7 protein-coding genes are annotated in these 8,279 nt (G+C 40.9%); 1 reads left to right on the forward strand and 6 read right to left on the reverse strand.

The annotated features are described in order from the left end of the window. Positions 1-17: 17 nt before the first annotated feature. From gltA to LI951_RS13440, 3 genes are read right to left on the reverse strand one after another with little or no spacing between them, the layout of a single operon-like run. Positions 18-1,433: an NADPH-dependent glutamate synthase gene (gltA, locus tag LI951_RS13430; RefSeq protein WP_202066937.1), complete on the reverse strand. Its 1,416-nt coding sequence runs from the start codon at positions 1,431-1,433 to the stop codon at positions 18-20. After that, a complete protein-coding gene (locus LI951_RS13435; protein ID WP_229442524.1) occupies positions 1,426-2,262 on the reverse strand; it encodes a sulfide/dihydroorotate dehydrogenase-like FAD/NAD-binding protein in 837 nt (278 codons plus the stop codon). Before LI951_RS13435 ends, gltA begins: the two co-directional genes overlap by 8 nt. Before the next feature lie 18 nt (positions 2,263-2,280). Beyond that, entirely contained in the window at positions 2,281-2,730 is a 450-nt protein-coding gene (locus LI951_RS13440; protein WP_202066935.1) for a flavodoxin, read from the reverse strand. 329 nt (positions 2,731-3,059) lie between these two features. Here LI951_RS13440 and LI951_RS13445 point away from each other — a divergent pair, with 329 nt between their 5' ends. Further along, positions 3,060-3,632 (forward strand): ECF transporter S component, encoded by a 573-nt coding sequence (locus LI951_RS13445; RefSeq protein ID WP_229442525.1) that lies wholly within the window; start codon positions 3,060-3,062, stop codon positions 3,630-3,632. 111 nt (positions 3,633-3,743) lie between these two features. Here the strand turns inward: LI951_RS13445 and LI951_RS13450 are convergent, their stop codons facing one another. Genes LI951_RS13450 through LI951_RS13460 form a run of 3 tightly spaced genes read right to left on the reverse strand, consistent with a single transcriptional unit; the run spans position 3,744 to position 7,918 of the window. After that, positions 3,744-5,495 (reverse strand): NADH-dependent [FeFe] hydrogenase, group A6, encoded by a 1,752-nt coding sequence (locus LI951_RS13450; protein WP_229442526.1) that lies wholly within the window; start codon positions 5,493-5,495, stop codon positions 3,744-3,746. A 12-nt stretch (positions 5,496-5,507) separates the two neighbouring features. Then, positions 5,508-7,379 carry an NADH-ubiquinone oxidoreductase-F iron-sulfur binding region domain-containing protein gene (locus LI951_RS13455; protein WP_229442527.1) on the reverse strand — a complete coding sequence of 624 codons (1,872 nt, stop codon included), beginning with the start codon at positions 7,377-7,379 and terminating at the stop codon, positions 5,508-5,510. Between the two features lie 35 nt (positions 7,380-7,414). After that, positions 7,415-7,918, reverse strand: a complete 504-nt coding sequence (locus LI951_RS13460; RefSeq protein WP_202066932.1) for a complex I 24 kDa subunit family protein — start codon at positions 7,916-7,918, stop codon at positions 7,415-7,417. Positions 7,919-8,279: the final 361 nt, after the last annotated feature.

Consider the following 8,279-nt stretch of genomic DNA (forward strand, 5'->3'; position numbering starts at 1 on the left):
ACCACCTCAATTAATACCTAAATCGGCATTTTCTGTTGTTCCTTTTGAATGTACTGATCAATTTCTTTTGCTGCGATTTTTCCTGCACCCATCGCCAAGATTACTGTAGCTGCTCCTGTAACAATGTCTCCGCCTGCATATACTCCTGGAATAGAAGTCGCTGCTGTTTCGGTGTCTGCATCAATATAGCCCCATTTATTTGTTGCCAGTTCAGGAAAAGTATCCAGCAGCACTTTATTGGCTCCCTGACCAATTGCTTCAATCGCTGTGTCTGCATCAATAATAAATTCGCTTCCGGGAATCACTACAGGACGGCGCCGCCCTGAATCATCGGCTTCTCCCAGCTCCATTTTCACACATTTTACAGCTTTCAAGGTACCCGACTCATCTCCAATATACTCAATCGGATTAGTCAGCCAGTGATATTGAATTCCTTCCTCCACAGAATGATGGTATTCCTCTACTCTTGCCGGCAGCTCCTCCAACGAACGGCGATAGATGATGGATACATTTTCAGCACCCAGACGTTTTGCTGAACGAGCGGCATCCATCGCAACATTTCCACCGCCAATTACTACAACGTTTTTCGATTTTTGAACAGGTGTATCATATTTAGGAAATTGATAACCATGCATTAAATTAATTCTTGTCAGATATTCGCTGGAAGAGTACACGCCATTCAACGAAGTCCCTGGTATTCCCATAAAATTCGGCGCTCCTGCGCCGACAGACAAATAACAGGCATCAAATTCTTCCATGATTTCTTCCATTGTAATTGTTTTGCCGACAACCACATTTGTCTCTATTGTGACTCCTTGTGCAACGATTCTTTCGATCTCTTTATTGACAACCGTTTTAGGCAAACGAAATTCAGGAATACCATACGTTAAAACACCTCCTGGTGCATGCAGTGCCTCATAAATAATCACTTCATAGCCTAATTTCGCTAGATCACCTGCTGCAGTTAACCCAGAAGGTCCAGAGCCAATAACAGCCACACGACCTTTCTTCTCATCTGCTTCTTTATATTCAATAGGCTGCTCCAACGCCCAGTCCGCTACCAATCGCTCAAGTTTTCCGATAGCTACCGATTCAAATTTTTTCGAGCGCCCCAAGCGGCAAACCATTTCACATTGTTTTTCCTGAGGGCATACACGTCCGCAGATTGCCGGTAGATTGGTATATTTACTTAATATTTCTTGTGCTTTGGGCATATCCCCATCTTCAATCGCTTTGATAAAACCCGGTATATCAATCATTACAGGACAATTATCAATGCAGGGTGCATTCTTGCACTGGAGACATCGGCTGGCTTCAAGCTGTCCTTCTTCAAGTGTATATCCTAAAGCAACCTCTTCAAAGTTATGGCAGCGAACAGATGCTTCCTGCTCTTTCATTGGCGTTTGAGTATAACTTCTTTTTACCTTAGCCATTTTGTATCACCTGCTTTTCATACATTTCATTGGACTGCTGCTCTTCCGAGTTATACTGCTTCATTCGATTAATAAATTCATCCCAGTCAACAGCTTCTCCCAGAAATTCCGGGCCATCCACACAGGCAAACTTGATTTCATTTGAAATCGTCACTCTGCAGCCACCGCACATCCCCGTTCCGTCAATCATAATTGGGTTCAAAGAAACATAAACAGGTATATCATACTTCTGAGCGGTTATTGTACAGAATTTCATCATAATACTTGGACCTATCGCCCAGGCAAAAGCTACTTTTTCACGTTGAAAAACTTCTGCCATTGCCTGAGTCACCAGACCTTTTTGTCCTACAGAACCATCGTCAGTCATTAGAATCAATTCGTCGGAATATTCTTCGCACTCGTCCCTTAATATGAGTAATTCTGAATTTTTTGCTCCTAAGATGGTAATTACACGATTGCCGGCTTCTTTCAACCCTTTGACGATTGGAAACAATGCCGCTATTCCTACACCACCGCCAACTAAAAGGACTGTGCCATAATTTTCGATTTCCGTCGGTTTTCCCAATGGTCCGACTAAATCTGCCAGCTCGTCCCCTTTCAACAGTGTTGCCAGTTGAGCGGTTGATTTTCCAATCACCTGAAAAATCAATCGTACCCAGCCTTTTTCAGCATTCGTATCCACGATTGTCAGTGGAATCCGCTCACCCATTTCATCAATTCGCAGTATCACAAATTGTCCTGGACGAGATTTCTTTGCAATCCGCGGTGCATCAACCAAAATATCAAACTCAGTCGGTGCCAGTTTTTTTCGTTCTATTATTTTAAACAAAATTACTCACACATCCTTTTATCCCTTTGCGTCCACCAAGGCTTTTACAAATGCTTTAAGCACTTTTTCATCCTCTTCATCTGCATCATTTTCAATCTTAACCAGTTCCGCTCCTCGAGTTGCCCCAGTCTTAGCCAGTGCTTCGTCAAAGTCAACTGCAGCAAAACAGAAATAATCCGGATACAGTTCGCTGTCGCCGCTGCCAACTACACCAAACACTTTTCCAGTCAGATCCTGTTCCTGTATTTCTTCATAAAAATCTTCCAGGTCAAATGGACGCTCGCCATCCCCATCTGTATAAGTTGCTAAAACACAGATATCTGCATCTTCATATGAATCTTCATCCGCATCATCTGCTTCGATACGTTCTACTTCAATTCCTAAATCTTCAAAGGCAGCCTCCAAAATTTCTGAGATTCCCTCTGTGTTCCCCGTTGCACTGGCGTATACAATTTTTGCTGCTGTCATAAATTTGTCATCCTTTCATTTTTTATGCTTTATTGTTAATTTTTATTGTTACCGATGATAAATGTTTCCTTCTTTCACTGAAAATCTGATAAATATAATTATTTTTACCCTAAAATATCTATATATCATAACAGGATATAACTTAAATAAATTTAAATTCACAAACTATTAAATTTCTCTTTAAAAAATGTATTAAAATCTGTTACAATAATCTCTGTAAAGATCTTTCATAAAATAAATGTTAGTTATAGGAATTGCTGATACTGTGTTTCCTTAAACTGACACAGATTTCCACATTTAGAATGAAAGGAAGTGAACAGGCGTTTTTTGTGAATTTAGTCACAATCAGTATAACGTCACTAATTATGAACAAGAATACTTTATGGATTACTCAGACTGCTGTCCTGCTCGCATTGCTAATTGCCGTACAGGCCGTTACTTCCGGATTTGGGAGTACACTGCTTACCGGATCACTCGTTAATTTACTCTTAATTGTAAGCGTTATTCTAGTTGGTTTGCCCAGTGGTTTAACCATTGCACTTATGTCACCATTCTTTGCTTTTATGTTTGGTATTGGACCAAAATTCTGGCAGATTATTCTTTGTATTGCAATTGGAAATGCAACACTCGTTATTCTTTGGCATCTTTTAAGGAAAAGCTCTTCAAATCAGATGACAGCATTTACAATTTCTGCAGTTATTGCAGCCACAGCCAAATTTTTAGTCCTTTATGGCTTAGTAGTTAAGCTGGTTGTCCCAATTGTTCTCGGCATCCCTGAACCAAATGCCAGTGTGGTTTCAGCAGTCTTTTCTTTCCCACAGCTGTTCACAGCACTAATCGGCGGTGTACTTGCACTCTTCATACTTCCTCTTCTGGCAAAGGCACTTCAGAGAGAAATTTAACTTATCCGTGTGGATGCAGGGCAGCAGTCAAATTAGCTGGTTATCCTGCATCCTTTTTATGATTAACTCGTACATTGAAGTTGTAACAAGTACCTAACTTCCAATAATACTTTAAGAATGCTGCAAAGCCGATCGGTCACAATAAGAAGTATGCAAAAGATGATGCGCTTTTTCACTACCCGGATGTTCCAAAAATTCTTTGTACAGATGCTGCACAATAGGACTGTCATTGGATTTCCGCAATTTCATGGCAGAGTCTTCATCGTAAAGAGCTGCGGCACGTTTTGCCTTCAGATCAATAAAATTTCGTACAGCCGCTGGTTGAACAGGCTGACCACCGCCATTAATACAACCGCCGGGACAACCCATAATTTCAACAAAGTGATAAAAAGCTTCATTGTTTTCAATCTTGTTAATCAATCGTTTTGCATTACCGATGCCAGAAGCAACAGCCACTTTTATCTCAACACCGTTAACTTCATAAGTCGCTTCTTTTATTCCAGCCATTCCGCGAACTTCATCAAAATCAAGCTGCTGCAGCGCTTCTCCCGACAAGGTTTCTACAGCGGTTCTGAGCGCTGCCTCCATTACTCCGCCAGTTGCACCAAAAATATAACCAGCTCCTGTTGCTTCACCAAGAGGATTATCAAATCCTTCATCTTCCAATTCTGCAAAGCGAATCCCAGCCTTGTCAATCATGCGGGCCAATTCTCTGGTTGTCAGGGCAATATCGACATCTGAATAGCCGGCTGCTGCTTCATCCTCTCGGGTAACTTCGAATTTTTTAGCCGTACACGGCATAATTCCAACTACAAAAATATCTTTCGGATCAATTCTCATTTTTTCGGCATACCAAGTCTTAACCAAAGCTCCGAACATCTGCTGAGGAGATTTACAGCTGGAAAGATTTGGAATCAATTCCGGATGATAGGCTTCACAGTATTTAACCCATCCCGGCGAGCAGGAGGTGAACAATGGAAATGGTCCATTATTTTCCACTCGATTCAGAAACTCAGTAGCTTCTTCCATAATGGTGAAATCTGCCGCTACGTTGGTATCAAAAACCTTATCGAAACCAATTCGGCGTAACGCAGCAACCATTTTTCCTTCAACATTGGTTCCAATCGGCATATTAAATGCTTCACCCAAAGTAACCCGAATGGAAGGAGCAGTCTGAACAATGACATGCTTGGCTGGATCTCCCAGTGCTTTCCAGACTTCTTTTGTCTGATCTTTTTCAGCAATCGCTCCAGTTGGGCAGACAACGATACACTGACCGCAGGAAATACAGGCAACCTCCCCCAAATTCTGCTCAAATGCACAGCCGATATGTGTTTTAAAGCCCCGTTCATTCGAACCGATTACACCGATTGCCTGAAGTTTGGAGCAGGCTGCCACACAACGCTTGCAAAGAATACACTTATTATTGTTTCGATACATGTGAACCGTACTGTCGTCAAAATCATATTCATAATTTTCACCGTTATAGTAATCTTCATCATCCACATTAAAGTCTTTACATAAACGCTGCAGTTCACAGTTTCCGTTGCGGATACAAGACAAACATTTACGTTCATGTGTGGAGAGAATCAGCTCCAGATTAATTTTTCGGGACTGGAAGACTTTTTCAGAATTGGTGACAATCTTCATTCCTTCACGAATCGGATAAACACAAGATGTCGCAAGGTTTTTGGCTCCTTCAACCTCAACCACACACATCCGACAGGCACCAATTTCATTAATCTCTTTTAAGTAGCAAAGTGTCGGAATATCAACACTGTTATAGCGTGCCGCTTCTAAAATCGTGGAGCCTTCAGGAGCAGTACATGTTTTACCGTTAATTGTAATCATAACTTCTTTCACAGGTTCCGCCTCCTAACCCACATTAATTGCATTAAAGCGACAAGTGTCAATACATAATCCACATTTAATACAGACTTCCTGATCAATTTCATAGACCTTCTTGACCTCTCCATGAATGGCTGATACCGGACAGGTTTTTGCACAGGCACTGCAGCCGGTACAATTTTCCGGATCGATGGTATATTGAATCAGATTTTTACAAACACCTGATGGACAACGATGTTCCAGAACATGAGCCAGGTATTCTTCTTTGAAATAATGATAGGTGGACAGCACAGGGTTTGGAGCTGTCTGTCCTAAACCACATAACGAGTTTTCACTAATATGATGACATAATGCTTCCATTTTATCCAAGTCTTCCAGTGTTGCTTTCCCCATGGTGATTTTTTCAAGCAGCTCCAAAAGTCTTTTTGTTCCTATTCTGCATGGAACACATTTTCCACAGCTTTCTTCCACTGTAAATTCTAAAAAGAACTTGGCAATATCTACCATACAGTTTTGATCATCCATAACAATCAGACCGCCAGAGCCCATCATGGAGCCGATCTCTGTTAAATTATCATAGTCAATCGGTACATCATAGTGTTCTACCGGAATACAGCCTCCAGACGGTCCGCCAGTCTGTGCTGCTTTGAATGTCCTGCCATCAGGAATTCCTCCGCCAATGTCTTCAACAATTTCTCTCAAAGTAGTCCCCATAGGCACTTCAACCAAACCGGTATTTTTAATCTTCCCACCTAAAGCAAACACTTTCGTTCCCTTAGATTTCTTGGTTCCCATTGATGCAAACCAATCAGGGCCTTTAACGATAATTTGGGGGATATTGGCATAGGTTTCCACATTATTTACAATAGTCGGCTTTCCAAATAGTCCTTTAACTGCTGGAAACGGCGGACGAGGACGCGGCTCGCCACGCTTCCCTTCAATACTTTCAAGTAAAGCAGTTTCTTCTCCACAGACAAATGCACCTGAGCCTAATCGAAGATCCAAATCAAAAGAAAACTCTGAACCTAAAATCTTTTCACCTAAAAAGCCATTTTCACGAGCCTGTTCAATCGCAATTCGCAGACGTTTCACCGCTGTCGGATATTCTGCTCTCACATATACATAGCCTTGATTCGCACCAATCGTATATCCTGCAATAGCCATTGCTTCAATAACCGCATGCGGATCACCCTCCAGCACAGAACGATCCATGAACGCCCCTGGATCTCCCTCATCAGCGTTGCAAATGACATATTTTTGATCTGATCGGCTTTCTTTGGCAAAGCCCCATTTCATAAAGGTTGGAAACCCTGCACCGCCTCGACCACGCAAACCAGATATCTCCAAGGTATTGAGAACGTCAGCTGGTGTATAGACATTCAAGACTTTAGCCAACCCCTGATACCCATCAAACGCAATATACTCTTCTATCTTTTCTGGATCAATACGACCGCAGTTTCGCAATGCTACCCGTTCCTGTTTTTGATAAAATGGAGTATCCAACAATTTATTGATAATTTCTTTCGTCTTATGATCGTGATACAGCAGCTTTTCAACAATCTCTCCTTTTATAATATGTTGAGCTACAATTTTTTTAGCATCTTTTGGTTTAACTTGATGGTAAAAAGTTCCTTCTGGATAGATAATAACGATCGGTCCTTGTTCACACAAACCAAAGCAACCAGTAGAAACAATATTGATTGTTTCACGAATATCGTTTTTTTCCAGCTCCTCTTCCATCATATGGATAAACTCTTTGCTTTTTGAAGACAGGCATCCTGTTCCGGCACATACCATAATTTCCTTATTGTACTGGGAATCTCCGCCTTCATCGAGACGAATACTGATTTTATTTCGGTATGCCTCTCGAAGCTCATTTAATTGACTCCAATTTTTCATAGACTTTTCTCCTGTTTTAAAGACTACGCGACAGACTAAGCTTTCTTCAGGTATGTTGCAAGAACTTTATCCCCTTTTTTCTGCGTCAGACGACCATATACTTCTTCATTAACTGTCAAAACAGGAGCCAGTCCACAAGCACCTATACAGCGACAGGATTCCAATGTAAATTTTCGATCAGCTGTTGTTTCTCCGGCTTTGATCTGCAGTTCATTTTCATAAGAATCTAAAATATTTCCCGCACCCTTTACATAGCAAGCTGTTCCCATGCAGATACTGATTGTGAACTCTCCTTTGGGTACAAAAGAAAACTGTGAGTAAAACGTGGCAGTACTGTAAAGCTCCTCTAGGGGAATATCCAGTTTTTCAGAAATACGTTCCAGCACCTCAATCGGCAAGTAACTGTATATTCGCTGTGCTTCCTGTAAAGCAGGCATTTGTGCGCCTTGCTGATCCTTTAAATAATTTAAGGCTGTGTCAAATTCCTGTTTCTGACTTTCCGTTTCAATAAATTCAAACGTCAATTCTTTTACACTCATTTTCCTTTCAGTCCCTCCTTCAACTTCTTTAAATTAGAAACTTACAAACTACACCTATTCAGGTAACGCTTTCATTTTCGACACCCTTAGTATATCAAAAATTATTACTTCTTTGTGAAAAAACATACAATTAATTTGCTGAAAGTACTGAGAACTTTTCTCAATAAGGTTTTTTTGCTTAATTTTCCCAAAATTTTGTGAAATTCTGTAAAATAAGAAGAGAATTCAGGCGTTTATTGGCTCTATAATATCTAGTGTTGGTGGCGTGATTGTCACTGACACTTTTTTCGTTTTGAAAAAAAAACAGGAAAGACATCTTGAAATCCAGTAGAATTAAAGTCGACAAAAACCAATTCAAAGG

Source organism: Enterococcus sp. BWT-B8 (assembly GCF_020567625.1).
In the GTDB taxonomy this organism is placed as follows: domain Bacteria; phylum Bacillota; class Bacilli; order Lactobacillales; family Enterococcaceae; genus Enterococcus_L.